The sequence below is a fragment of the Leminorella richardii genome, from assembly GCF_900478135.1.
Lineage (GTDB): Bacteria > Pseudomonadota > Gammaproteobacteria > Enterobacterales > Enterobacteriaceae > Leminorella > Leminorella richardii.
Genome location: NZ_LS483470.1, coordinates 1,998,543 through 2,023,374, shown reverse-complemented (window position 1 = coordinate 2,023,374; position 24,832 = coordinate 1,998,543). Strand labels below are relative to the sequence as shown.

Below are 24,832 nucleotides of genomic sequence, written 5' to 3'. Positions count from 1 at the left end.
GTTTCAGCTTTCTTGCGTTTGTTTTATGCGTTAACGCAGGGCAATTTAGCCCAGGTTTTTAGCGACGAACGCCCAGTTAACCAGCGCCCAGAAGTTTTCCATATACTTAGGACGCGCGTTGCGGTAGTCAATGTAGTAAGCGTGTTCCCAAACGTCTGCCGTTAAAAGAGGCTTGTCGCCTTCAGTCATTGGGTTAGCGGCGTTTGAGGTGTTAACGATGGCCAGCTTGCCGTCGGCTTTTTTCACCAGCCAAGTCCAGCCAGCGCCGAAATTTTTCACTGCGCTGTCAGTGAACTGCTCTTTGAAAGCAGCAAAAGAGCCGAAGTTTTTGTTGATAGCGTCAGCTAGCGCACCCGTTGGTTCGCCACCGGCATTCGGCGCTAGGCAGTTCCAGTAGAAGGTATGGTTCCAGACCTGAGCCGCGTTGTTAAACACGCCGCCAGAGGATTTCATGACGATCTCTTCCAGTGATTTACCTTCAAACTCGCTGCCCTTCACCAGATTGTTGAGGTTAACAACGTAGGTGTTATGGTGTTTACCGTAGTGAAACTCCAGCGTTTCTTCAGAGATATGGGGTTCTAGGGCATTTTTAGCATAAGGAAGTGCGGGTAATTCAAACGACATTATTTGCTCCTTTTTGTAAAAGTAGAGTTCATTGATTGAATGACCCAATGAGCTGAAGGCCAAAAAATCATGACTCACTTGAAAATAAAATGTTGTAACTTTGTTATAATGCGTAATTCTATCAACTTTTTCTTATATTAAAAGAGAAAAAATGAAAAAGCACTGAGGATGTGTTGGAAGGAAAACGAGCAACAGTCGCATAAGAAGCGGCAACATCCGGCAGGGAGGGATAAACCCTGTGAAAAGTAGTGTTTTTTCCCATCGTGTTCAAGGCTACAATAGTTCAGTCGTCAATGCGCAATGTCTGCTTAAGGAAGCAAATCATGACCACAGTTGAAAAAATTCAGGCTCAAATCGCGGAAAATCCGATCCTGCTCTATATGAAAGGCTCACCGAAACTGCCAAGCTGCGGTTTTAGCGCCCAGGCTGTACAGGCACTTTCCGCGTGCGGTGAGCGCTTTGCCTATGTCGATATTTTACAGAATCCGGATATTCGCGCAGAGCTGCCCAAGTACGCCAACTGGCCAACGTTCCCGCAGCTGTGGGTTAACGGAGAGCTGATTGGCGGATGTGACATCATTCTTGAGATGTACCAGCGCGGTGAACTGCAGACTCTATTGAAGGAAGCTGCTAAAGACAGCAGTGATAACGCGTAATAACGCTTAAACGCGCTAAATAAAAACGCCGACCCTCTTATTAGAAGGTCGGCATTTTTATTGCCTGTTACTGGTCTTTTCCTATTCTTGAGGCAGAGGCCATCCGCCCAGCTTTTTCCAACGGTTGACTAGCTCACAGAAAAGTTGGGTGGTTCTTTCTGTGTCATAAAGGGCTGAGTGTGCCTGCTTGCTGTCAAAGGGAATGCCGGCGGTAATACATGCCTTTGCCAAGACCGTTTGCCCCAGAACCAGACCACTAAGCGCAGCGGTATCAAAAGTGGCAAAAGGGTGGAAAGGATTGCGCTTCAACCCGGCCCGCTCGGCTGCGGCCATTAGAAATCCGTGATCAAACGCTGCGTTATGGGCGACTACGATTGCACGATTGCATTCTCTATCTTTTACGCCTTTACGCACCATCTTGAAAATGGCGTGTAGTGCATCGTATTCACTGACGGCACCGCGAAGCGGATTGCTTGGGTCGATCCCGTTGAAGGCTAAGGCTTCAGGGGAAAGAACTGCCCCTTCAAAAGGCTCTACGTGAAAGTGCAGACTCTGATCGGGCATTAACCAGCCCTGTTCATCCATTTTTAAGGTAAAGGCGGCGATTTCCAGCAGGGCATTGGTATGAGGGTCAAACCCCGCTGTTTCTACATCAATAACGACGGGATAGAAACCGCGAAAGCGTTCACTTAAGCCGTTTTGTCTTTTTGTCTCAGCCATACTTTCCTGTTTTTACGGACGATGAAAAAGGGGCATTATGCCAAAAAATGGTGCAGGTTGCTCGGTAATCTCTTTGTCAGCGTTCGTTGTGTAGTACTTGCTAAGCGCTGTAGAAGGGATAAAGAAACTATCAGGCGCTAAACGCCTGATAGTTGAGGTGCATTCAATAGCGATCAGTTACCTAAGGCACTGCTGGCCTGTTTGTTTTCTATCAGCTCGATCTTATAGCCGTCGGGGTCTTCAACAAAGGCGATAATCGTTGTGCCGCCTTTTACCGGACCGGCTTCGCGAGTGACTTTGCCCCCGGCGCTGCGGATTTGCTCGCAGGTCTGTGCAACGTTGTCGACGCCTAGCGCGATGTGACCAAACGCGGAGCCCATGTCATAGCTTTCGACACCCCAGTTATAGGTGAGCTCGATGACTGAGCCTTGGCTTTCGTCGCTGTAGCCTACAAAGGCGAGAGAGTATTTGTATTCGGTATTTTCACTGCTGCGCAGCAGGCGCATGCCCAAAACCTGAGTATAAAAATCGATAGAGCGCTGTAGGTTACCTACGCGGATCATGGTGTGAAGTAAACGCATGTGCAGTCCTCGTAATACAAAAAATGCAATAATAATAGCCGTAATGAAGTATACCCGAGAGCCCATCTAAATGAACGATTATTCTTGTTGTTAATAGACGATGTGTATTAATGATAAGAATAAATATCAATAAACTGCTTGCTTTTTAGTCAAGCAGCCTCTATTAACTTACAATAATCACTTGTTTAATTATTCATGTTTTTATACGGATCGCTATGCCACAACAGTTAGAGTTTTTTACAATTCCCTCTCCATGTCGTGGGATCTGTCAGTCAGACAGTCGAGGGTATTGTTTGGGCTGTCTTAGAAGTAGAGAAGAGCGATTTCGATGGACAAGTATGGCCGATGATGAAAAAAGAAATGTTCTACGTTTGTGTAGGCAAAGAAACGCTTTAAAAAACAGAAGAGCGCCAGAAAAAGACGATAACCCACAAAATCAGCCTTCTCTTTTCTAATCATCTCTGGATGCTTATATCTTATTTTCTAATAAATTTCTTACTATACAAAGAACTAGGGTGATGTGGATCACTTTATCCAATAGGAAAACTGCACGAAGGGCAGTAAATCAACCATAATAGAAATGCTTATATGATTAAGCACTTTTAAAAGGATAAGGTAATGAAACGTTATTTAACCGCTTTAGCTGCACTTGTAGCCTGCGCTGGCGTTCAGGCCGCCACAGTAGATGTTCCTGTGAATAGTGTTTCCCCTGAGGGAGTCGGGCAATCTGTTGGTCACATTACAATTACGGAAACGGAATATGGCTTGCTATTTACGCCAAGCCTGGCGTCCTTACCTACGGGCGTACACGGATTCCACGTTCATGAAAAAGGCAGCTGCGATGCTGGAATGAAAGACGGCAAATCGGTAGCTGCGCTAGCCGCTGGTGGCCATTTCGATCCAGAAAAAACCGGTAAGCACATGGGGCCGTTTGATGCGACAGGCCACTTGGGGGATTTACCTGCCCTGTTTGTCGATAGCGAAGGTAAAGCAACCTATCCAGTACTGGCTCCTCGCTTGAAGTCCATTGAGCAAATCAAGGGGCTTGCGCTGATGGTTCACGCCGGTGGTGACAACCATAGCGATCACCCTCAGGCTCTTGGCGGCGGTGGTGCTAGGGCTGCATGTGGAGTGATAAAGTAAATAAAACGCTTTAGTATTTGGTTTTAAAATAAGTGCCAACGCTCGGCGCTGGCACTTATTTAGATTTCTTATTAATTAACATTAAATGTAGTTTAATTAATACATTAAAATATCATTTCAAGTAAAGAGGCATTTTGTGTCATTTTTTTCTTTATTTAATGCCGCTTTGATTGTAAATTAATTCATATTAGCAACGATTAATCGTAAAATGATGATTTAATTATTAGCCCTTTTCCCATAAAAACGTAATAATTGTAAACGTATTAATGTTATCGATGTTTTATACTATCTATCAGGTTATCTTATGAATCCGAAGAATGATTATACCTTGGGGGCCGATATTGCGCGTTTAGTTCGCAGCTGGCGCAGCATTATTGACCTTCAGCTTAAGCCAATAGGACTGACTCAAACGCATTGGGTAACGCTTTATTATTTAAATGGGTTGCCGCCAAATCAGTCACAAATTCAGTTGGCAAAAGCGATTGGTATTGAGCAACCGTCACTGGTCCGTACACTGGATCAGCTGGAAGGCATGGGCTATGTAAAAAGAGAGCCGTGCCCTTGTGACCGTCGCGCTAAGCAGATAAATCTGACAGAGCAGGCCAAGCCGATTTTGGAACAGGTCAATACTGTTGTGGACGGAGTACGCAAGGGCATTGAGCGAGATATTCCCGCTAGTGAACTGGCGCTGTTTGCCGAAATTATCCGAAAATTTGAGAAAAACATCGCTGATATGTCAAACAGCTAAAATGTAGTAGTGTTTTACTCTTTCCGCTCTTTTATATGGTAATTTCTGGCTCGTTTTTGCTTTAATAGTGCCATTATGTTGGCAAAAGCGTGCAGGAGTAAGCCTATGAGAGCGGGTGACTATATCGGGATTATGTCAGGAACCAGTCTTGACGGTGTTGACGTCGCGCTAGTGTCAATTTCTGATGGGGCTGTGATTCAAAAAGCCAGCTATTTCCATCCTATGCCTGATGACATACGACAAAACGTTTTGTCTGTCTGTCAGGGGCAAGACGTCACGCTTTCTCACTTAGGACGCTTAGACTTACGTCTGGGCATTTTGTTTGCTGATGCCGCATTAGGGCTGATGTGCCAGCAGGGTATTTCACCAAAAGAGATCGTCGCTATAGGCTGCCATGGTCAAACTGTCTGGCATGAGCCAGAAGGTGAACTACCGTTCACCATGCAGTTGGGTGACAATAACCGCATTGCCGCGATGACTGGTGTTGTCACCGTGGGTGACTTTCGACGTAAAGACATGGCATATGGTGGGCAAGGGGCTCCTCTGGTGCCCGCGTTTCATCAGGCCGTGCTGGCGAATGAAAAAGAACGGCGATTTATTTTGAATATTGGCGGGATCGCTAACCTGTCTTTACTCATTCCCGGCAGACCGGTAAGCGGTTTTGACACAGGCCCTGGTAACATGCTGCTGGACGCCTGGATTCAGGAACAGAAAGGGCTGTCGTTTGATAAAGATGCCCGCTGGGCTAAAGAAGGGCAAGTTAATCAGGTGCTGTTGGCCAAACTGATGTCCGATCGTTATTTTCAACTTCCCCCTCCGAAAAGTACTGGCAGAGAGCGCTTTAACCTTCAGTGGCTACATGAGCAGATTTCGGCTTTCCCTTCTCTAATGCCTCAGGATATACAGGCAACGCTGGTGGAGTTTACCGTACAAACGATTGCTGAGCAGGTAGTTGCCGCAGGAGCATGTCATCGGCTATTGGTTTGCGGAGGCGGGGCGCGTAATCCATTAATTATGGAACGCTTGGCAACGCTTTTGCCAGAATCGATAATTGATACAACAGACAGCTATGGCATCAGCGGCGATGATATGGAGGCGATTGCATTTGCCTGGCTGGCTGCGAGAACGCTGTCAGGTGAACCGGGAAATCTTCCTGAAGTTACGGGCGCTTCCCAACAAACTGTTTTAGGTGCCGTTTACACCCCGTGATTTAGCGACTATGTTTAAAAAACGCTTTTAACGAGGGTAAATGCAATGAATAGAAGAATTATGATGGTGATGGCAGCGGCTGCGCTGATGGCCGGATGCAGTGCTTCATCAACAAATCAGGACAATGCAGAGCAAACGCTGGAATACCAGTGTGAAACCAAGACGCTGTCAGTTGCTTTGAACAACGGTGGTGATTCTGTTGTGCTGATGATGGATGGACAAGCTCGTCACCTAGTACAGGTCATTTCAGCTTCGGGCGCCAAATATAGCGATGGAGAATACACCTTTTGGTCTAAAGGGGATGGCGCTATTGTGATGCGTGGAGAAGAGATCCAGCTGAGAGAGTGCAGTTTGATTAAGTAATCAGTAGAAGAGCGCGTGACGTTTTTGCATCCCGCCGGAGCGGCACAGGCCACACTCCGGCGGGATTTTTTTGCGCCGCATAAAGGCGTTCATTTTTATGAACACATTATCAGTAAATAAATGCATCTGAGTCTGGGCGTTTTCTCCGTATGCGCTCAATTGCCATTGTTAATATCTATTAGCGCACTGCTTTTTCCTGCAGGCGTTTGAAATCCTGTTTGAGTGGGTGCAAGATAGGGCTTTACTTCACACTCTGACAGGCCTTTTGATCATGCCTACTTCACACGATATCGCCGATTTGCGTCGAGAATATGCGCTGAGCGGCTTACGCAGAAAGGATCTGCCTGAAGATCCGCTTTCCCTTTTTGAACTTTGGCTTAAGCAGGCCTGTGAGGCACAGCTCTCCGATCCTACGGCTATGTGCGTCGCGACGGTAGACGCCCATGGGCGACCTTCCCAGCGCATCGTCTTGCTTAAGCACTACGATGAGAAGGGATTTGTTTTCTATACCAACTTGGGCAGCCGAAAGGCGAGAGAAATTACTCAAAATAATCAGGTAAGTCTCTTATTCCCATGGCATATGTTTGAACGGCAGGTCATTGTCTCCGGCAAAGCAGAGCGACTGTCACCAACCGAAGTTGTGAAATACTTCCATTCGCGCCCCAAAGAGAGCCAGATTGCCGCTTGGGTATCTGAGCAGTCATCCCGCATTTCTGCTCGCAGCGTGCTGGAAGGCAAGTTTCTTGAGCTTAAGCAGAAGTTTTTGCAGGGTGAAGTACCGCTGCCCAGCTTCTGGGGCGGATTTCGCGTCAGTATTGAAGAAATTGAATTTTGGCAGGGGCGAATAAACCGGCTTCACGACCGCTTTTTATATCAAAGGACGCAAACGCATTGGAATATCGACCGTTTAGCGCCTTAAGTGCTGGTCATTATTCGTGACGACGTTTATGCTATCCCATTCCACAAAATAGGTGTCATTACCAACGCGGCCAGAGGCCGAGAAGACTATAACAACGGAGTTATCTATCGATGGCGAAAAACCTGATTGAACAACTGCAAGAGCGTGGGCTGGTTGCCCAGCTTACGGACGAAGAGGCGCTGGCGGAGCGGTTGGCGCAAGGGCCAATTACTCTCTATTGCGGCTTCGATCCGACAGCCGATAGCTTGCATTTGGGTCACTTGGTTCCGCTGCTGTGCTTAAAGCGCTTCCAACTGGCAGGTCACAGACCAGTTGCTCTGGTTGGCGGAGCGACCGGTCTGATTGGTGACCCTAGCTTTAAGGCTGCAGAACGCAAACTCAATACGGAAGAGACCGTCGCCGAGTGGGTAGAAAAGATCCGCCAACAGGTTTCGCCGTTCTTGGATTTTGACTGCGGTGAAAACAGCGCAGCAATGGCCAACAACTATGACTGGTTTGGCGGCATGAAAGTGCTGACTTTCCTGCGCGATATCGGCAAGCACTTCTCTGTGAATGCCATGATCAATAAAGAGGCTGTTAAGCAGCGCCTGAACCGTGACGACAGCGGGATCTCTTTTACCGAGTTTTCCTATAACCTGCTTCAAGCCTACGATTTTGCCTGCCTGAACGAGTCGTTAGGGGTTGAGCTGCAAATTGGTGGTTCAGACCAGTGGGGCAATATTACTTCCGGTATCGATCTGACTCGTCGTCTGCACCAAAAGCAGGCCTATGGCTTTACTGTTCCGCTGATCACCAAATCTGACGGCACCAAGTTCGGTAAGACAGAAGGCGGCGCGGTATGGCTTGATGCGAACAAAACCAGCCCCTATAAGTTTTATCAGTTCTGGATTAACACCGCCGATGCGGACGTTTATCGCTTCCTGAAATTCTTCACCTTTATGAGTCTGGAAGAGATTGATGCTCTAGAGGAAGAGGATAAGAATAGCGGTAAAGCGCCTCGCGCTCAGTATGTTCTGGCAGAAAAAGTGACCAAGCTGGTTCACGGCGAAGCTGGGCTTCAGGCTGCACAGCGCATTACTGACAGTCTGTTCTCCGGTAACCTTGCGGATCTGACAGAGCAAGACTTTGCTCAACTCGCGCAGGACGGTATGCCTGTGATTGAGCTGGAAAAAGGTGCCGATCTGCAACAGGCGCTGGTGAGCGCAGAGCTGGTACCGTCTCGCGGCCAGGCAAGAACGATGATTAGCTCCAATGCCGTGACGATCAACGGTGAGAAACAGTCTAATCCTGAATACGCTTTTGGCGACAGCGATCGACTGTACAACCGCTACACGCTGCTGCGCAGAGGCAAAAAATACTATTGCCTGATTGTGTGGAAATAACCGGCAACAATCTGTTCCATTTTTTCGGCCGCCTAGCGGCCGAATTTTTTAGCCAGATACATAGCGTTGCAGTAGCAATTTCTGACACAATGATCCCATTGCGTTTTCACTCATATATGCGTTTTAACTATGAAAAATATTCTTTCTATCCAGTCTCACGTTGTTTATGGCCATGCGGGAAACGCTGCCGCTGAGTTTCCTATGCGTAGAATGGGCGTGAACGTTTGGCCTCTGAATACGGTACAGTTTTCTAACCACACACAGTACCGCCAATGGACCGGATGTGTGATGCCAGCCGCACACATAGCAGAAATTGCGCGCGGTATTGATGAAATCCATCAGCTTGCTCGCTGTAATGCTGTTTTGAGTGGCTACATTGGCTCTCCAGAGCAGGGAAAGACAATTCTTGAGGTTGTCGCAAAGGTGAAGGCCGTTAATCCAGACGCCTGGTATTTTTGCGATCCGGTCATGGGGCATCCTGAAAAAGGCTGTATCGTCGCGCCGGGCGTTGCGGAGTTTTTCTGCGCAGAAGCGCTGCCCGTCAGCGATATGATGGCACCGAACCTGCTGGAGTTGGAGCAGCTTAGCGGAAAAACGATAACCAGCGTTGAGGAAGTGGTTGCTGCTGCCCGCGAACTGTGTGCAAAAGGGCCCAAGGTTGTTTTGGTTAAGCACCTCAGTCGCGCTGGCTATCGTGCCGACTGCTTTGAGATGGCGCTGGTGACCGCAGACGATGCCTGGCATATTAGCCGACCTCTGGTAGATTTTGGACCGCGTCAGCCGGTAGGCGTCGGTGATATTACCAGCGGCCTGATGCTGGTGAATCTCTTGCAGGAAACGCCTCTGCCACAGGCTCTTGAACACGTAACCGCTGCCGTTTATGAAATTATGTTGGAAACCCAGCGCAGAGGGGAGTACGAACTGCAAATCGTCGCGGCACAGGACAAAATCGTAGCCCCTGAACATCGTTTTCAGGCCGTTCACCTTTAACGCGTGTAGGGTTATCTTTACGAAAACGGGCCTCAGAGGCTAATGCTGATCAGTTAAGGATCGATTGACCGCTCCAGTAGTTGTGTAAGAATCCGGAAATGTTCACTCGTTTCCGGATTTTTTATGCACATCGGACAGGCTCTTGATTTGGTATCTCGTTACGACTCTTTGCGTAACCCTATGACTTCACTGGGTGACTTTCTGGACCCCGAACTGATTTCCCGCTGCCTTGCCGAATCTGGCTCCGTCACTCTGCGCAAACGTCGTCTCCCGCTCGAAATGATGGTCTGGTGCATTGTCGGTATGGCTCTCGAACGCAAAGAACCGCTTCACCAAATCGTCAATCGGCTGGATATCATGCTGCCGGGCAACCGTCCCTTTGTCGCCCCCAGTGCCGTAATCCAGGCCCGCCAGCGCCTGGGAAGCGAGGCTGTTCGCCGTGTGTTCACACAAACCGCGCAGCTCTGGCATGGAGCCACGACACACCCGCACTGGTGCGGTCTAACTCTGCTAGCCCTGGATGGCGTGGTCTGGCGAACGCAGGATACACCCGAAAATGATATCGCCTTCCCGCGTCAGACTTTTGCGGGACAACCGGGGATGTATCCTCAGGTAAAAATGGTCTGCCAGATGGAACTGACCAGCCATCTGCTTACTGCTGCCGCCTTCGGCACGATGAAAGAGAGTGAAAATGTCCTCGCAGAGCAACTGATAGAGCAGACCGGCGATAATACGCTGACCCTGCTTGATAAAGGCTATTACTCGCTTGGCCTGTTGAATGCCTGGAATCAGGCGGGAGAGCACCGGCACTGGATGATACCGCTGAGAAAGGGTGCGCAATACGAAGAAGTGAGAAAGTTGGGTAAAGGCGACCATCTGGTAAGGTTGAAAACCAGTCCACAGGCACGAAAAAAATGGCCGGAGCTGGGAGAAGAAATGACGGCCCGACTGCTGACGTTCACCCGCAAAGGAAAAACCTGCTATCTCCTGACATCAATGACGGATGCAATGCGCTTCCCGGGTGGAGAGATGGCAGACCTGTACAGCCATCGGTGGGAAATCGAACTGGGTTACCGGGAGATAAAACAGACGATGCAACTGAGCAGGCTAACGCTGAGAAGTAAAAAGCCAGAGCTTGTGGAGCAGGAGCTGTGGGGTGTGTTGCTGGCCTATAATCTTGTGAGATATCAGATGATTAAAATGGCAGGAAGCCTGAAAGGTTACTGGCCAAATCAACTGAGCTTCTCGGAGTCATGCGGAATGGTGATGAGGATGCTGATGACACTACAGGGCGCTTCGCCGGGGCGTATCCCAGAGCTAATGCGTGATCTTGAAAGCATGGGGCAACTGGTAAGGCTACCAGTGAGAAGAGAACGAGCCTTCCCGAGAGTGGTAAAGGAAAGGCCAAAAAAATACAGTAAAGCCTGGAGAAAAACTGCCAGTCAGTTGCTTAACTGACTGGCATTAGCCTCAGAGGCCCGTTTTTTTTACGCGGTGATCGGCTTGCTTACTTCAGGCCTTCAGCCTTCAGCGCTGCCTTGACGGCAGGGCGTTCTGAGATCCGAGTCATGTAGTCAGTCAGTGCTTTAAGACTGCTCAGATCCAGTTTTACCGCCGCAGCCCAGCGAGTGACAGTAAACAGATAGGCATCGGCTACGCTAAATGTTGCTCCCAAAATATGTGGACGCTTTTCCAGCACGCTGTTGACGTAGCTAAACTGTTTGAACAGCCTGTCTTTGGTCACCAGCTTAAAATCTTCTGGGGTTTGTGGATTAAACAGTGGGCTAAATCCTTTATGAAGCTCTGTTGAAATGTAGTTCAACCACTCAATAGCGTGATAATAGTCCATGGTGTCTACGGTCGGCAGCAGGTGCTTGGCCGGCGCCCGATGTGCTAAATATTGTACGATAGCGACGCCTTCCGTGAGGATACTGCCGTCGTTGAGCTGAAGCGTCGGCACCTGCCCCTTAGGGTTAACCTGAAGGAAGTCATCTCCGTGCTCGGTCTTTTTGGTGGCCAGATCGACCTTCTCAACGGAATAGTTCAAGCCTATTTCGTTCAGAATAATGTGCGGAGACAGGGAACAGGCGCCCGGTTTATAAAATAGCTTCATTGTGATACTCCACGATCCGTTAGTGAGAGAGTTCGCGCTGACGCTCGGTGATTACCATGTTGGTCGCCTAGATAGGTATCGACTTTGAACGTCACAGTAAACGAAGTCAGCTTTATCAGTATAAGCCACTTGGTTGGTAAAATGTTTGATATTTGTTGTGAAACTGAAAAGACCAGATTTTCTGGTTACTCCATTATTACTTCAGCTTTTGGCTGAGAGTTCTTCATGGTTTGCCGTAGCGCTCTTGGCGTAATGTGAAATCGCTTATGAAAGCGAGCAGTAAATCGAGAAGGGCAAAGATAGCCGTTTTCACGGGCTATTTCCCCTATGGGAGCGTTAGTCGTCTGAATGGCGTTAAGGGCGTTGCCTAGCCGAATATCATCAAGAATTTCTCTGAAACTGCTTTTCTCTGCGGCCAGCCGTCGGCGTAGAGTTGACGCTGCGACATGCAGTTTTTGGGCGGCTTTTTCTGCCGTCCAAGAGGCTGCGGGATCGAGCATCAGCAGCTTTTGGCACCGGCTTAATGTGGAATCGAAACGTTCCTGTAAGAGAATGTCGATCCAGCCAGCGTTTTTGAGCGACAGTAATACGCCCTGAATGGCGTGTTCTAACAGCGGTGGGGAGAGCTTTTGTTGAATCGCAGAGGACATATGTTCCCAGCAGTAGAGCAGCTCGGCGTTTAATGGAACGCAGAAGCGGGCTTCTTTAGCCTCTGTCGCCGCTGAGGGATAGCGCTGTTTAAAGCGTTCAATGAGATCCGGCGGCAAGTAGATAATCTCAGCAAGATAGCGGCCGCCCACCGGAAGATTGGCGACGCGCAAATCATAGCCGCTAGGAAAGAGGATCAGCTGCTCAATGTCGGCACTTTCGATATGCTCCCCCCATTGAACGACTTTGGTTCCGCGTCGAATTCGGCACAGTGCAGGCATCATCATCTTAATACCGCGAAGATCTTGCACCTGATAGGCGCGAATGATGTGTAAACGCAAATGGGAAATGTCCAAATCGTCAACCTGCACGGCTTTTTTCTCCTTGAGTTAGCGGCTATATACGGGAACCATTTCCGCGGTTGCCAGCTTATTGGCGTTGAGCATAAAGCCAACCAGTGCGCCGCTTGCATTTGCATCGATAGGCAGGCTGTCAGTTTTTAGCGCCCATACTTTAAAATAGTACCGATGCGGCTTGTCTCCTTCTGGCGGGCAGGCCCCGCCAAAAGCCGCATCGCCATAGTCATTTCTGCCCTGCACTGCGCCGGGAGGGAGGTGTGAGCCGCTTTTGTTTCCGGCATCAGCTTCAAGCGTGTTTACCGTCGCAGGGATATTGACTAATGTCCAGTGCCACCAGCCGCTGCCCGTTGGGGCATCTGGATCGTAAACGGTGACTGCAAAACTCTTAGTGCCTTCTGGCGCGCCGGACCAGGTGAGTACCGGAGAGCGGTTTCCACCTTCACAACCGAACCCTTGAAAAATCTCTGCCGGAGAGAGTTGAACGCCGCTTTTAACGTCTGGGCTGGTTAAGCGAAATTCTTGAGCGTGAACGGATAGGGATATCAGACTAAGAGCAATAAACCCCAAAAACTTATTCATAATAGTGCCTTCATTAAGCGGATAAAGAGCCAATGATGTTATCTATATCCTTCAGGCAATATTGTGCAGAGGCGATTGCATATCGTGCTGATGTGACCTATTTTGTCGAAAATAAAAACCTGCTGTAGTGAAGCCGCTCATTAGGGGCAGCGAAGAGAACGCTTCATTGGCATTGAAAATGCTAGTCCTCTGTTTTTTCTTTGTATTCGCATAGATCTTCTATCAGACAGGAGCCACATCGAGGTTTACGGGCAATACATGTATAGCGACCGTGAAGAATAAGCCAGTGGTGGCAGTCAACTTTAAACTCGGCAGGAACCACTTTAAGCAGCTTTTCTTCCACGAGCTCAACGGTTTTTCCCGGCGCAAAGCGGGTGCGATTACAAACGCGAAAAATATGGGTGTCTACGGCAATTGTTGGCCAGCCGAAGGCTGTGTTCAGCACAACGTTGGCGGTTTTTCTACCTACACCGGGGAGGGCTTCAAGGGCTTCTCGGTCTTCTGGCACCTGGCTACCGTGTTTTTCGATCAGCAGGCGGCAGGTTTTGATCACGTTTTCCGCTTTGCTGTTAAATAGCCCGATCGTCTTTATATACTCTTTTACGCCATCGACGCCAAGCGCCAGTATTGCCTCAGGGGTATTGGCAATAGGATAGAGTTTAGCCGTTGCTTTGTTAACGCTAACGTCCGTTGCCTGTGCAGACAGCAGAACGGAAATAAGCAGTTCAAACGGGCTTGAAAAATTCAGCTCCGTCGTTGGCCTAGGGTTGTTGTCCCGAAGGCGGGTGAGGATCTCTATGCGTTTTGCCTGATTCAAACCTTGTGTCCTTACTGAACGGGGTGGTGGCCTTCCTGTGAAGAAACCTGCAGCGCAGGTGCTGCAATGGCTTTTCTTTTATAGGCTTTAACTTTGGTATCAATAACATATTTCAGAGCCAAAAGAAAACCGAGCCCTAAAAACGCCCCTGGAGGCAAAATAGCCAAAAGAAAGGCGTTATCCAAATGAATAACCTCAATGCGCAACGCCTTTGCCCAACTGCCAAGCAGGGCGTCTGCACCATCAAACAAGGTGCCGTTGCCGAGGATTTCACGCACAGCGCCGAGAATAAACAGTGCGCCGGTAGCGCCCATTCCCATGGCAAAGCCGTCAACTGCAGAAAGAGAGACGGGGTTTTGGGCTGCAAATGCTTCAGCGCGCCCAATAACGATGCAGTTAGTCGTGATAAGCGGAATAAAGATGCCCAGAGACTGATAAAGTCCATAGGCGTAAGCGTTAATTAGTAGTTCAACAACCGTCACGACAGAGGCGATGATCATGACATAAATGGGTATACGTATTTCCTGAGGCACCCAGCGGCGTAGGGCAGATACGGAGACGTTAGTACAGATCAGCACTAGCGTTGTTGCCAGCCCAAGCCCCAGCGCGTTGGTTGCCGTAGAGGACACGGCCAGCAGCGGGCAAAGCCCCAACAGCTGAACCAGAGCAGAGTTGTTTTTCCAAAGCCCTTGGCTCAACAGATTTCTTATTTCACTCATTTTTTCATCTCGCAATGAGGCAAGGCGTTAAACTGAACGTGGTGCTGCTGGATGTACAGAGCAGTTTGCTTCACGGCCTTAACAACGGCTCGGGGGGTAATGGTTGCCCCTGTAAACTGATCGAATTCGCCGCCGTCTTTACGTACTGCCCAGCGGGGATCTTGCTCTCCGTTTACGACTTGGCCAGAGAAGCGAGTGATCCAATCAGAAATCCTCAGCTCTATCTTATCGCCTAGCCCTGGCGTTTCGTGATGTTCCAGCGTGCGAACGCCTAAAACCGTACCGTTAAAGTCAGCGGCGACAATCAGTCGGATGGCGCCGGAGTAGCCATCCGGTGCGGTTGCTTCAGCTATCGCAGCGACGGGTATTCCGTCTTTACTGGCCAGATAGAGCCGATGAGGGGTTGTATTACCTAAGACTTCATTGGTGACAATGTAACATTCACTTTGTGGCGTATTATCGTAAATCGATGGCGGAAGCAGGTCGTCAAACAGCGCTTTTTGCTGTTGTGCGGCCTGTTCATCAATGATGTTTTTTGTCAGCAAGTAAACACCTGACGTTAACGCTGTCGACAGTGCTGCGTAAAGCGCCAGCGTGAGTCCGTGTTTTTTCATCGTATTCAGCATAGCGTAACCTCACCGATGCCCATAGACGCGGGGTTGGGTATAGTGATCGATAAGAGGAACCGCCATGTTGACTAACAGCACCGAGAAGGCAACGCCGTCAGGGTAGCCGCCATAGCTGCGAATCAGCCACACCAGCACGCCAACCAGTAACCCAAAAATTATTCGGCCCTTATTGGTTGTAGAGGCGGTAACTGGGTCAGTAATAATAAAGAATGCGCACAGCATGGTGGCACCGCTAAACAGGTGAAACCAGGGGGAGGCATTATGGCTGGGATCGATAAGCCAGCCCAGTAATGAAGCGATACCCAAAGCGCATAAGAAACTAACGGGCAGGTGCCAGCGGATAACTTTTTTAGCCAAAAGGATCAGGCCGCCGAAGAGAAAACCCGCGTTGACCCACTGCCATCCGACACCGCCCAAAAGGTCATAGATGGGCAGTTGCATAATGTCACTGGCTGACTGGCCGCCGCGAAGCCCGGTTTTTAACGTATCCAGCGGTGTTGCCTGACTGACGCCGTCAACGCCCAACATTAGGCTGAATATATCGCTACCGCCCGGCGTATGAGCGGTGAAAATCAGGCTTAGAGTATCCATAAAAGTGACGGTTGTTGCCTGAAGCGGCTGAGGTGGCAGCCAACTGCTCATTTGAACGGGAAATGAAATCAACAGAATGACATAGCCCACCATGGCCGGGTTAAACGGATTTTGCCCCAGACCGCCGTAGAGCTGTTTGGCTATGATAATGGCCGATAGCGTGCCGATGGTAATAATCCACCAGGGAGCGAGAGGAGGAATACTTATGGCCAACAGCAGCGCAGTGAGTAGCGCAGAGTTATCGGCAAGCCGCTCTTTAACCGGCTGGTGGCGCAATTTTAATACCAAACCTTCAGACAACAGGGCCACCAGAATAGCCAGTGCGATTTGGATCAGCGTCCCATAGCCAAAGAAATACCACTGTGCCGCAATGCCCGGCAGGCAGGCTAGAACAACCCACATCATCAGCCGCTGTGTGGACTGCTGAGTATGGGAAAAGGGGGAGCTGGAGATACGAAACGACATCTATTTTTCACTCGCTGTTGTCAATGCGGCGGCCTGCTGTGCTTTACGCGCCTTCACTCTGGCTATTGCCTCAGCGACGGCGGCTTTTCGTTCATCGATTTCTGGCTCCTGAGGAGCGGTATTTTCCTGAGTCGGCTCGAGACTGGAACTCGCCTCAGAAAGAGCAGCCTTCTTTGCACGGGCTCGGGCAATAGCTGCCGCCACCGCCGCCTGCCTGTCGTTCTGCGGCTTTTCAGGTATCGACGTTTGAGGTTCAGCTGTGGATTCAGTCGCTGTTGCTGAAGCTAACTGAGCCTTCTTGGCTTTCGCTCTGGCAATGGCCGCTGCTAAAGCGGCTTGACGATCGTCTGTCTGAGTATCGACTTTCTCACTTTTAGCAGGAGTCGACGTTTCAGCCGTGCTATAAGAGGCTTTTTTGAGGCTTTTGGCCGCAATGATGCTTTTGTTGTGTAGAACGCTGTGCTGTGTGCTGTTTCGCGTATTATCCGATAGGTCATCCTGACGAATCGAGGTAATAACCAGAGAGGTTGGCACCTGTGCGGCCTCTTGACGCTTCTTCACGCGAGCCAAAGCCGATTGAATCAGTTCACTATCGCGCTTGCTGGGCTTGGTTTCCGCCTGCTTATGACGCAGAAGACGCGCCTGTTTTTCTCTTTCAAGGCGAGCCTGCCTAGCTTCAAAACGAATTTTTGCCTGCTTAGCAAGCTCGGCCTGTTCGTCCAAATCTCGGATTTCAGCTTTTTCCTGACGATAGTATTGCACTAAAGGGATATGGCTTGGGCACACGTAGGCACAGGCGCCGCACTCAATGCAGTCAAACAGGTTATAAGTGCGGGCCTTTTCATGTTCTTTACCGCGGCTAAACCAGTAAAGCTGCTGAGGCAATAGACCTGCGGGGCATGCGTCTGCACACTGGCTGCAGCGGATACAGGCCTGTTCTGGCTCCGGTAAGGCCATTTCCTCTTGCGTAGGCGCTATCAGGCAGTTGCTCATTTTTGTCACTGGCACGCTGAGGTCGGGCAGGGTAAAACCCATCAGCGGCCCGCCCATAATAACGCGCGGTGGCGTTTGTAGGGTATATCCTCCCTGCTGGAGCAGGAAGGATATAGGTGTACCTAACAGCGCCCAGACGTTACCGCACTGTGACATCGCATCGCCGCTAAGGGTAATAATTCTTTCTAATAGAGGTTCACCGTTAATTACTGCGCGCTTGATAGCGTAGACCGTGCCTACGTTTTGCATCAGCACGCCTATGTCAGACGATCGCCCGTGATGAGGCACCTCTTTTCCTGTCAGGATCTTTGTCAGCTGACGTGCGCCACCAGAAGGGTACTTGGTGGGCACTGTACGAACAACAGTATCGCTATTTTGGTGACGCTGTAACGCATTTTTTAATGCGCTAATGGCCTCTGGCTTGTTGTCTTCTACGGCAATCAGGATGACTTCTGGCTGTAGAATATGCCGCAGGATTTCACATCCCTGAATCAGTTCGTCAGCATATTCTTGCATCAGACGATCGTCTGCGGTGATATAAGGTTCACACTCTGCGCCATTAATAATTAGCGTGCGGGTTTTATTCAGGCCGCCGCCGATTTTGTTGGCCGTCGGAAAGACCGCGCCGCCAAGACCGGCAACGCCTGCCTGATGAATATGGGCAATGAGCTGTTCCGGTGAACAGTCGCGGTAGTTAACCAGCGAAGAGCGATCGCCCCATTTGTCTAGACCATCTGGCGACAGCAGAATGCTTCGCTCGGGGAGCGCGGAAGGATGAGTGCTGGGATATAGCCCAATATTAGTCACCGTGCCTGACGTTGAAGCGTGTACAGGAAGAGTGCGGCCTTTACCCGTGGTCAGCGGCTGGCCCTTAAGAACATAGTCACCCTCTTTGACAAGCAGTTCCCCCCCTGGTCCCGCGTGCTGCTGGAGAGGAATACAAAGCCTGTCTGGAAGCGGTAGCCGTCGAACAGGAATGTGGCGTGTTTGATCCTTCATCTCTGGTGGATGAATGCCGCCCTTAAAATCCCACAGGGCATCTTTTTTTAATCGGGCAAACAGATCAAACATGTGAATGTATCTCAACGATCTTGACGGGTATCGACTGCAAGTTCCACTTCCAGTTGGCGGGCGTTTCGGGAAGCGAGCGCATAGCAATGCAGTCTGTTGGACAGGGGGCAATGCAGAGTTCGCAGCCCGTACACAGATCGGTTATTACGGTGTGCATGGCGCGCGTTGAGCCGACAATGGCATCAACCGGGCAGGCCTGAATGCACTTGGTGCAGCCAATACAGTTATCTTCATCAATAATGGCGATTTTACGCGCGGGGTTGAGCTCTACCTGATCGGGATCTAGGGGCTGTGGTTCGATACCTAGCGTATCGGCCAGCTTTAGCATAACGCTTTCGCCACCGGGAGCGCACTTGTTGATAGCTTCTCCCTGATTGGCAACGGCTTCGGCATACGGGCGACAGCCGGGATAACCGCACTGACCACATTGGCTTTGGGGAAGCAAGGCTTCCACGTTATCGACAATAGGATCGGCTTCTACGCGGAATCGACGCGCGGCAAAGCCCAATATGGCACCGCACACCAGAGCTAGCAGCGTCAGAGCTATAATACTAGACCACAGTGAAGCCATCAGAGTCGCACCAGACCGGTAAAGCCCATAAACGCCAACGACATCAGCCCTGCGGTAATCAGAGCGATGGAGGAGCCTTTAAACGGAGCAGGGACGTCAGCCAGCGCTAAACGCTCCCGCAGCGCTGCAAACAGCACCATAACGAAAGAGAATCCAACAGCAGCGCCAAAGCCGTAAATAGTTGACTGCATAAAGCCGTGAGACTGATTAACGTTGAGCAGGGCAACGCCCAGCACGGCGCAGTTTGTCGTAATTAGCGGCAAAAAGATGCCCAGCAGCCGATAGAGTATCGGACTGGTTTTACGAACTACCAGTTCAGTAAACTGCACAACAACCGCAATAACAAAGATAAAGGCTAGCGTGCGCAGGTACCCCATCCCCAGAGGGGAAAGAATGTAGTTTTCCACCATCCATGCGCAGATTGAGGCTAACGTCAGGACAAAGGTGGTTGCCAGCCCCATGCCAATTGCGGTTTCCAGCTTTTTGGAGACTCCCATAAAGGGGCACAGGCCAAGAAACTTAACCAAAACAAAGTTATTGACAAGAACGGCGCCGACAAAAAGTAGCAAATAGTCGCTCATCTTGATGCCTAAAAGAAAAAAAGCCGCTGTATTATCGGTAATTGGCGGCTTAATCACAACATAGTAAGAGTAGGGTTATTCGAAACAGCCTTCTATTGATTAAAGGCTGTTCGATATTTTAGCTTAATCCAACCGTTTCTCCAGCGTCGTTGATATCAATATTGCGGTATGCGGGTAGGGTTCCGAGCCCCGGCATGGTCATAATATTGCCGGCGTAGGCACGGATAAAGCCTGCGCCGGCGGAGACCCTCAGAGAGGAAATCGTGACGGAAAAGCCTGTTGGCACATTTTTCAGCGATGGGTCGGCGCTGATCGAGAGCGGAGTTTTGGCAATACACAGTGGGAGATGGCCAAAGCCTTGCTTTTCTAGCTCAGCCAGTTCGGCCTCTGCCTGTGCGGTCAGATTCAAGTCGTCAGCGCCATAGGTATTAACGAGAGCCTGAAGCTTTTCACGAAGAGACGCTTCATTCGGATAGAGCAGATTGACATCGTCTGCATTCTGGCTGGCAGCGACAACCGCGCGAGCCAGTTCAGCCGTTCCCTGGCCGCCCTCAGCGAATGCTTTACTGATTTCAACGCCAGCGGCACCGCAGGAAAGGGCGAATTCTCGCAGGTAGTCCAACTCTTGCACTGAGTCAGTGGGGAAACGGTTAATGGCGATAACGACGGGTAAGCCGTAGCGTTTAGCATTGTTGATGTGCCAGCCGAGGTTTTTACAGCCTAGAGCCAGTAGTTCAACGTTGCTCTCGGCAATTTCCGGCGGCAGAGGCTGACCGGGTTTGATGTCGTATTTACCGCTATTGGCCTTCAGGCTGCGCAGCGTTGCGACCAGTACCACACAGGACGGCTTGATGCCGGACTGTCGATACTTAATGTTAAAGAACTTTTCCATTCCCATGTCAGAGCCGAAACCAGCCTCGGTTACCACATAGTCGGCAAACTGCAGCGCAATGCGGTCAGCTATGACAGACGAATTGCCGTGAGCGATATTGGCGAATGGACCAGCGTGAATTAAAACAGGTGTATTTTCACCTGTCTGCATTAGCGTTGGCTGAATGGCGTCCTTCATGAGAACAGTCATCGCACCGGCTACTTCCAGCGCTTCTGCAGTAATCGGCATTCCCTGAGTGTTATGCGCTAAAATTACTCGGCCAATACGCTGGCGCATATCCTGTAGGTTTTCAGATAGAGCAAGAATCGCCATCAGCTCCGAAGCCGCGGTAATATCGTAGCCGTCTGAACGCTCAACGCCGTTAACGCCGCCGCCAACGCCGACTTCAATGTGACGAAGAGCGCGGTCGTTGTGGTCAACAACGCGCTTCCACAGAATATGGTTAACGTCGATATTCAAACGGGGCAGGCCGGTTTGTTCTGTGAAGGCATCGCCTAATCGCTGTTCATGGTACAGCCGTGCATCCAAGGCCGCAGCCGCAAGATTATGTGCAGCCGTAATAGCGTGAATGTCTCCTGTGAGGTGGAGATTCAGCTTTTCCATCGGGAAAACCTGCGAGTTGCCGCCGCCCGCAGCACCGCCCTTGACACCGAAAACCGGGCCTAAACTCGGCTGACGAATACAGGCAATGGCATCGCGCCCAATGGCGTTAAGCCCTTGGCTTAGGCCAATAGTGGTCACCGTTTTGCCTTCTCCCAGCGGTGTTGGCGTAATGCTGGAAACTAGAATCAACTTTCCCTTGGTGGGACGGCTGTTTAAAAGGGCCAGACTGACTTTGGCGGCGTCACTGCCGTAAGAAATAAGGTGCTCGGCGGAAATGCCATAGCGCAAAGCGATATCGCTGATTGGTTGTAATGAGGGTTTAGATGCCATTCTTTTTACGATCCTGTCTGTTCATCATGTGAGGCGAGGCGTATAGCGCAAAGAGTGAATTATGTCATAAAGACAGATGGAAAAAAGCAAACGATATCGTTTTCTTGACAAAAATTATGGGGGAGTTGAGTAAGAAAGGGCGATCATTCAGAGACATCAGCTACCTTTTGTATCATTCACTGGTTGAGTCGTGTGATTTGCGGTAATAGCGGGAGGCATACTGTTTAATCAGGATTATTATCAGAATACTGTACAAAAAGACGTCAGAATAAAACGGACAGAGTGGCACTTTTACTGATAGTCTATGTGTTAACGACCTTCAGTAAATCATTGTTGATGAAGGGGAAGGATAATAGTGCGCAAGCGTTATTTTCGTTGCATATTACATCAGAGATAAATTGTTGAGACTATTTTGAATTAAGAGCAAATAGCGAACATTCTTTGCGGATTGGAAAAGCAGCGGGTGAATCTTCACCACTGCCTCTGGATTATCTTTCTGTAATGCTGTGTCATTCGGCATGCTGTCCCAGTGGTTTGACCACTGTAGTTTATTGAATATTAATAGGTTATAGTAAGCATGGGCGCCGAAAATGCAGGTGAGTGCGATTGGCGTTAAGTGCGAATAAAAGAACTTTTATTTTTTTTATCTGTCATAATGGGGACAAATAGCGTTGTATCAATGGCATTTTAATTCGCTGATGTTTACTGGCCCATTAATCGCTCTTTGAACAATGGTTTATCAGTCTGTTTCCGTTGTGGTGTTTGTTGAGCAAATATATGTCAGTGATTAAGCCTCCTCGTTTTCATTATTCATTCTTAATGCCCAAATATTGGCATATATGGTTTGGATTAACGACACTCTATCTTCTTGTACAGCTGCCTTATCCGGTTATTTATTTTATTGGTACCCGCATTGGTCGGCTGTCTATGCGATTTCTTTCGCGGCGCCGCTATATCGCTCGGCGAAATATTGAGCTTTGCTTCCCGGCGCTAAGCGAAAAAGAAAAAGAGAAAATGCTGGTTGAAAACTTTGAGTCTCTCGGGATGGGGCTGTTTGAAACCGGTATGGCCTGGTTTTGGTCAGATCGTCGAATCAAGAAGTGGTGTAAGGTCGATAATCTCGAGATTATGTCAAGGATCCGGGAGGGCGGACGAGGCGTTCTTCTTGTTGGGATCCATTTCTTGACGCTGGAACTGGGTGGTCGCATTTATGGTATGTACAATCCAGGAATTGGCGTTTATCGGCCGCATAACAATAAGCTGATGGACTGGGTTCAGTTTCGTGGGCGCAGTCGCTCCAATAAAGCGTTTATCGATCGGCGCGACGTGAAGGGAATGGTGTCTGTTTTAAAGAAAGGGGAAATATTGTGGTATGCCCCCGATCATGACTACGGCCCTCGTAATAGTGTGTTCGCACCTTTCTTTGCCGTTCCTCATGCAGCAACGACTGTTGGGACCAGCATTCTGATGCGGCGGGCGAACCCGGCTATCCTGCCTTTTACACCAAAACGACACGCTGACGGCAGTGGGTATACTGTTTTAGTGACAGAGCCTCCAGAGGGCTTTCCAATGGATGACACAACTGAAGCCGCAGCGTTTATGAACAAAGTGGTTGAGAACGAGATACTCAAAGCGCCGGAGCTGTATATGTGGCTGCATCGACGTTTTAAAACGCGCCCGGCTGGCGAAGTGTCCCTGTATTAATTTATTGAAATGGTAGCAACATTCCTTTTCTTTAAAAGAGACAAGAAAAGGCTTGCGTTATGGTGGGCATTATGAGTAAATGTGAATCGGCCTGTGTTGCAGACCTATTTATGTGTACGACATTAGAGTAAAGCTAGTTCCCTCTTAAAAGCCGTTATCGTTTGATTTCGCTTGTTAGATGAACATCTTCTTAGTGCCTCCATAAGTAAACTCTGAGAATCTGGCCGTAATGCCTATACCCTATGATGTATGGCAGGTTAACTAAATTAAAGGTAAGTTAAAGATGTCCAAGAAAACTGGCAAAGTTAAATGGTTCAATGAAAGCAAAGGTTTTGGTTTTATTGAGCAAGATGATGGTGGTAAAGACGTATTCGTACATTTTTCTGCAATCATGAGTGAAGGTTTCAAAACTCTGGCTGAAGGCCAGAAAGTGGAATATACCATTCAGGATAGCCCACGCGGTCCAGCCGCTGGTGACGTTGTTGCGCTGTAATTAGCCACTTCGTTATCACGAGAAGCCCGCATCATGATGCGGGTTTTTTTTATGTAGCGCTTTTTGACATTAATAACTGCCTGTGACTCCATGTACAGACGTTTTTAGAACTCACTGTAAAAGGAACGCAACTATTTGAAACTAATTTTGAAGTAAGAGGTATCACAATGACTTTAAGAACTGGATATGTTAAGTGGTTTGATAAAGACCATGGTTTTGGTTTAATTTCCCCCCTGGACGGCTCTTCAGACGTTTACGTTGATCGACATGCAATAGCAACGACAACGAAGCTACTCCTTGAAGGCCAGCACGTTGAATTTTCCACGCAACAAAGCTCAAGAGGCCCATCGGCTGCAGACGTTATTGCGTTTTAATTCGTCAATTGACGTGTAGCACAATGAAGGAAGAGATACGTTAACGCATCATCGGTCTGACGCCGCGTTAATGGTATACTTCCTTCTTGTTTGTTATACGACACGCATTTATTTTTATTCGCTTATTAGGGAACCCTATGCACTATCAGTGTCCTCTTTGTCGTTTGCCCCTTCGGCTGAACGGCAGAGTATGGCTGTGCGAGAATCGCCATCAGTTTGACTGCGCTAAAGAAGGCTATGTCAACCTGATGCCCGTACAGCATAAGAAGTCTAAACTGCCTGGTGATAATGCAATGATGATGCAAGCCAGACGGCGTTTTTTAGACAGCGGACACTATCAGCCTTTACGCGAAGCAGCTATGAGGCAATTAGACGAGGCGTTACCTAAAGAAGGCTCGATATCTTTGTTGGATATTGGCTGTGGCGAAGGGTATTACACCCACTTTATCGCAGAGGCGCTAAGCGCTCATCGAGAGATGTCTGTCTATGGATTAGATATCTCAAAAGAGGCAATACGGGCCGCTGCAAAGCGCTATAGGGGAATACATTTTTCTGTGGCGTCCAGCTATCGCCTGCCGTTTACTGACGGTGATATTGACGGCGTACTGCGTATTTACGCTCCCTGTAACGATGAGGAACTGCAAAGAACCGTTAAAGAGCAGGGTATCATTGTTACGGCGGTTCCCGCACCGCGTCATCTTTTTCAGCTCAAAGAGGTGATATATCGCGAAGCGAAGCCGCACGATGATGTACAAGAAGAGATTAACGGGTTCGACTTTGTCAGCCAGCAACGAATACACTATTTCATGACGTTAACAGGAGTGGATGCGGCAGATCTTCTACTGATGACGCCCTTTGCCTGGCGCGCAAGTGAAGCGCTGATAGCCGATTTGAAAAGCAAAGTGGTTTTTGAGTGTGAGGCTGATTTTTACATTCGGCTTTATCGAAAAGCTTAAAAAAACCTA

General features: G+C 49.2%; 28 protein-coding genes. 14 read left to right on the top strand and 14 right to left on the bottom strand.

Going from position 1 to position 24,832, the window contains the following annotated elements; translation table 11 throughout:
• Nucleotides 1-45: 45 nt before the first annotated feature.
• Nucleotides 46-624, bottom strand: coding sequence for a superoxide dismutase [Fe] (gene sodB, locus DQM29_RS09300; protein WP_111740428.1), 579 nt, complete (start codon nucleotides 622-624; stop codon nucleotides 46-48).
• A gap of 320 nt (nucleotides 625-944) precedes the next feature.
• Here sodB and DQM29_RS09295 point away from each other — a divergent pair, with 320 nt between their 5' ends.
• On the top strand, nucleotides 945-1,280 hold the full coding sequence (locus DQM29_RS09295; protein WP_172622642.1) for a Grx4 family monothiol glutaredoxin: 336 nt from the start codon (nucleotides 945-947) through the stop codon (nucleotides 1,278-1,280).
• Between the two features lie 81 nt (nucleotides 1,281-1,361).
• Here DQM29_RS09295 and rnt read toward each other — a convergent pair whose 3' ends face one another.
• On the bottom strand, nucleotides 1,362-2,000 hold the full coding sequence (gene rnt / locus DQM29_RS09290; protein WP_111740426.1) for a ribonuclease T: 639 nt from the start codon (nucleotides 1,998-2,000) through the stop codon (nucleotides 1,362-1,364).
• A 173-nt stretch (nucleotides 2,001-2,173) separates the two neighbouring features.
• On the bottom strand, nucleotides 2,174-2,581 hold the full coding sequence (gene gloA / locus DQM29_RS09285) for a lactoylglutathione lyase (protein ID WP_111742055.1): 408 nt from the start codon (nucleotides 2,579-2,581) through the stop codon (nucleotides 2,174-2,176).
• Nucleotides 2,582-2,796: 215 nt separating this feature from the next.
• Between gloA and DQM29_RS09280 the strand changes: the two genes are divergently transcribed.
• From DQM29_RS09280 to DQM29_RS09240, 9 genes are all read left to right on the top strand, one after another.
• On the top strand, nucleotides 2,797-3,036 hold the full coding sequence (locus tag DQM29_RS09280; protein WP_111740425.1) for a DUF1289 domain-containing protein: 240 nt from the start codon (nucleotides 2,797-2,799) through the stop codon (nucleotides 3,034-3,036).
• 163 nt (nucleotides 3,037-3,199) lie between these two features.
• Nucleotides 3,200-3,724, top strand: a complete 525-nt coding sequence (gene sodC / locus DQM29_RS09275) for a superoxide dismutase family protein (protein ID WP_111740424.1) — start codon at nucleotides 3,200-3,202, stop codon at nucleotides 3,722-3,724.
• 304 nt (nucleotides 3,725-4,028) lie between these two features.
• On the top strand, nucleotides 4,029-4,472 hold the full coding sequence (slyA, locus tag DQM29_RS09270; protein WP_111740423.1) for a transcriptional regulator SlyA: 444 nt from the start codon (nucleotides 4,029-4,031) through the stop codon (nucleotides 4,470-4,472).
• 105 nt (nucleotides 4,473-4,577) lie between these two features.
• Nucleotides 4,578-5,681 carry an anhydro-N-acetylmuramic acid kinase gene (anmK, locus tag DQM29_RS09265; protein ID WP_111740422.1) on the top strand — a complete coding sequence of 368 codons (1,104 nt, stop codon included), beginning with the start codon at nucleotides 4,578-4,580 and terminating at the stop codon, nucleotides 5,679-5,681.
• A 45-nt stretch (nucleotides 5,682-5,726) separates the two neighbouring features.
• The gene (locus DQM29_RS09260) at nucleotides 5,727-6,044 is read left to right on the top strand and encodes an MliC family protein (RefSeq protein WP_111740421.1); all 318 of its coding nucleotides are present in this window, start codon (nucleotides 5,727-5,729) and stop codon (nucleotides 6,042-6,044) included.
• A 271-nt stretch (nucleotides 6,045-6,315) separates the two neighbouring features.
• Complete coding sequence (gene pdxH / locus DQM29_RS09255; protein ID WP_111740420.1) at nucleotides 6,316-6,963, top strand: pyridoxamine 5'-phosphate oxidase; 648 nt, start codon at nucleotides 6,316-6,318, stop codon at nucleotides 6,961-6,963.
• Between the two features lie 110 nt (nucleotides 6,964-7,073).
• Nucleotides 7,074-8,345, top strand: coding sequence for a tyrosine--tRNA ligase (tyrS, locus tag DQM29_RS09250; RefSeq protein ID WP_111740419.1), 1,272 nt, complete (start codon nucleotides 7,074-7,076; stop codon nucleotides 8,343-8,345).
• A gap of 129 nt (nucleotides 8,346-8,474) precedes the next feature.
• Nucleotides 8,475-9,335, top strand: a complete 861-nt coding sequence (pdxY, locus tag DQM29_RS09245) for a pyridoxal kinase PdxY (RefSeq protein ID WP_111740418.1) — start codon at nucleotides 8,475-8,477, stop codon at nucleotides 9,333-9,335.
• Nucleotides 9,336-9,458: 123 nt separating this feature from the next.
• Nucleotides 9,459-10,793 (top strand): IS4 family transposase, encoded by a 1,335-nt coding sequence (locus DQM29_RS09240; protein WP_111740417.1) that lies wholly within the window; start codon nucleotides 9,459-9,461, stop codon nucleotides 10,791-10,793.
• 49 nt (nucleotides 10,794-10,842) lie between these two features.
• Here the strand turns inward: DQM29_RS09240 and gstA are convergent, their stop codons facing one another.
• From gstA to DQM29_RS09185, 11 genes are all read right to left on the bottom strand, one after another.
• The gene (gene gstA, locus DQM29_RS09235) at nucleotides 10,843-11,448 is read right to left on the bottom strand and encodes a glutathione transferase GstA (RefSeq protein ID WP_111740416.1); all 606 of its coding nucleotides are present in this window, start codon (nucleotides 11,446-11,448) and stop codon (nucleotides 10,843-10,845) included.
• 185 nt (nucleotides 11,449-11,633) lie between these two features.
• Nucleotides 11,634-12,467 carry a helix-turn-helix transcriptional regulator gene (locus tag DQM29_RS09230; RefSeq protein ID WP_232054889.1) on the bottom strand — a complete coding sequence of 278 codons (834 nt, stop codon included), beginning with the start codon at nucleotides 12,465-12,467 and terminating at the stop codon, nucleotides 11,634-11,636.
• Nucleotides 12,468-12,485: 18 nt separating this feature from the next.
• Complete coding sequence (locus DQM29_RS09225; RefSeq protein ID WP_111740415.1) at nucleotides 12,486-13,034, bottom strand: kinase inhibitor; 549 nt, start codon at nucleotides 13,032-13,034, stop codon at nucleotides 12,486-12,488.
• A 181-nt stretch (nucleotides 13,035-13,215) separates the two neighbouring features.
• A complete protein-coding gene (nth, locus tag DQM29_RS09220; protein WP_111740414.1) occupies nucleotides 13,216-13,851 on the bottom strand; it encodes an endonuclease III in 636 nt (211 codons plus the stop codon).
• Nucleotides 13,852-13,862: 11 nt separating this feature from the next.
• Complete coding sequence (locus DQM29_RS09215) at nucleotides 13,863-14,570, bottom strand: electron transport complex subunit E (protein WP_111740413.1); 708 nt, start codon at nucleotides 14,568-14,570, stop codon at nucleotides 13,863-13,865.
• Nucleotides 14,567-15,196 (bottom strand): electron transport complex subunit RsxG, encoded by a 630-nt coding sequence (rsxG, locus tag DQM29_RS09210; protein WP_111740412.1) that lies wholly within the window; start codon nucleotides 15,194-15,196, stop codon nucleotides 14,567-14,569. Before rsxG ends, DQM29_RS09215 begins: the two co-directional genes overlap by 4 nt.
• 9 nt (nucleotides 15,197-15,205) lie before the next feature.
• Nucleotides 15,206-16,255 (bottom strand): electron transport complex subunit RsxD, encoded by a 1,050-nt coding sequence (gene rsxD / locus DQM29_RS09205; protein ID WP_111740411.1) that lies wholly within the window; start codon nucleotides 16,253-16,255, stop codon nucleotides 15,206-15,208.
• Nucleotides 16,256-18,319 (bottom strand): electron transport complex subunit RsxC, encoded by a 2,064-nt coding sequence (gene rsxC / locus DQM29_RS09200; RefSeq protein ID WP_111740410.1) that lies wholly within the window; start codon nucleotides 18,317-18,319, stop codon nucleotides 16,256-16,258.
• On the bottom strand, nucleotides 18,312-18,890 hold the full coding sequence (rsxB, locus tag DQM29_RS09195; protein WP_111740409.1) for an electron transport complex subunit RsxB: 579 nt from the start codon (nucleotides 18,888-18,890) through the stop codon (nucleotides 18,312-18,314). Before rsxB ends, rsxC begins: the two co-directional genes overlap by 8 nt.
• Complete coding sequence (gene rsxA, locus DQM29_RS09190) at nucleotides 18,890-19,471, bottom strand: electron transport complex subunit RsxA (RefSeq protein ID WP_111742053.1); 582 nt, start codon at nucleotides 19,469-19,471, stop codon at nucleotides 18,890-18,892. The genes rsxB and rsxA overlap by 1 nt, the downstream gene beginning before the upstream one ends.
• Before the next feature lie 118 nt (nucleotides 19,472-19,589).
• Nucleotides 19,590-21,296, bottom strand: coding sequence for a formate--tetrahydrofolate ligase (locus DQM29_RS09185; RefSeq protein WP_111740408.1), 1,707 nt, complete (start codon nucleotides 21,294-21,296; stop codon nucleotides 19,590-19,592).
• A gap of 786 nt (nucleotides 21,297-22,082) precedes the next feature.
• On the opposite strand from DQM29_RS09185, the gene lpxL reads away from it, so the two are divergent.
• The 4 genes from lpxL (at nucleotide 22,083) to rlmA (ending at nucleotide 24,823) form a co-directional block, all read left to right on the top strand.
• Nucleotides 22,083-23,000, top strand: coding sequence for an LpxL/LpxP family Kdo(2)-lipid IV(A) lauroyl/palmitoleoyl acyltransferase (gene lpxL / locus DQM29_RS09180; RefSeq protein WP_269472298.1), 918 nt, complete (start codon nucleotides 22,083-22,085; stop codon nucleotides 22,998-23,000).
• A gap of 283 nt (nucleotides 23,001-23,283) precedes the next feature.
• Entirely contained in the window at nucleotides 23,284-23,493 is a 210-nt protein-coding gene (cspE, locus tag DQM29_RS09175) for a transcription antiterminator/RNA stability regulator CspE (protein ID WP_111740406.1), read from the top strand.
• Between the two features lie 167 nt (nucleotides 23,494-23,660).
• Nucleotides 23,661-23,867, top strand: coding sequence for a cold-shock protein (locus DQM29_RS09170; RefSeq protein WP_111740405.1), 207 nt, complete (start codon nucleotides 23,661-23,663; stop codon nucleotides 23,865-23,867).
• 137 nt (nucleotides 23,868-24,004) lie between these two features.
• Entirely contained in the window at nucleotides 24,005-24,823 is an 819-nt protein-coding gene (gene rlmA, locus DQM29_RS09165; RefSeq protein ID WP_111740404.1) for a 23S rRNA (guanine(745)-N(1))-methyltransferase, read from the top strand.
• Nucleotides 24,824-24,832: the final 9 nt, after the last annotated feature.